Consider the following 478-nt stretch of genomic DNA (forward strand, 5'->3'; position numbering starts at 1 on the left):
GACCTGTGGGCGCTGGGCGCGCTGCTGTTCCGCGCGGTGCAGGGGCACGCCCCGTACCCGGAGGAGAACACCGCCGAACTGGTCGAGATGGTGTGTTCGGAACCGCCCGCCTTCGCCGAGGAGTGCGGNNNNCTGGCCGCGGCGGTCGCGTACGCCATGGTGTTCATGCCGAAGGCTGAGCCGACCAGCGACGGCGTGAGCAACGGCGGCCGGAGCGACGCGGCCGGGCAGCCGAGTGCCGCGCCGGAGGCCAGCAGCCAGTCCCGACCCGACAAGAACTCCAGTTCGCCCGACGGGGGCGAGGACGGGGAAGGGCAGGCGAGCCCGTCGGAGTCGTCCGGTTCGGAGTCGACCCAGACCGGCGGACCCGAAGTCGCCCAGGGCTTCACCCTCCGCAAGGACGCCGAGGGCTTCCAGGTCGCCGTCGCCACCGGCTGGGACCGCAGCCCCAAGAACGGCCGCGGCCAGGTCGTCTACT

The 478-nt window shown here is 73.0% G+C and carries 1 pseudogene; it reads left to right on the top strand.

Annotated elements, in window-relative coordinates:
• Positions 1 to 132: 132 nt before the first annotated feature.
• Positions 133 to 478 (top strand): annotated as a pseudogene (locus tag AOK15_RS48190) (protein kinase); the annotation flags it as partial.

The sequence above is a fragment of the Streptomyces ossamyceticus genome, assembly GCF_001418475.1.
In the GTDB taxonomy this organism is placed as follows: domain Bacteria; phylum Actinomycetota; class Actinomycetes; order Streptomycetales; family Streptomycetaceae; genus Streptomyces; species Streptomyces ossamyceticus.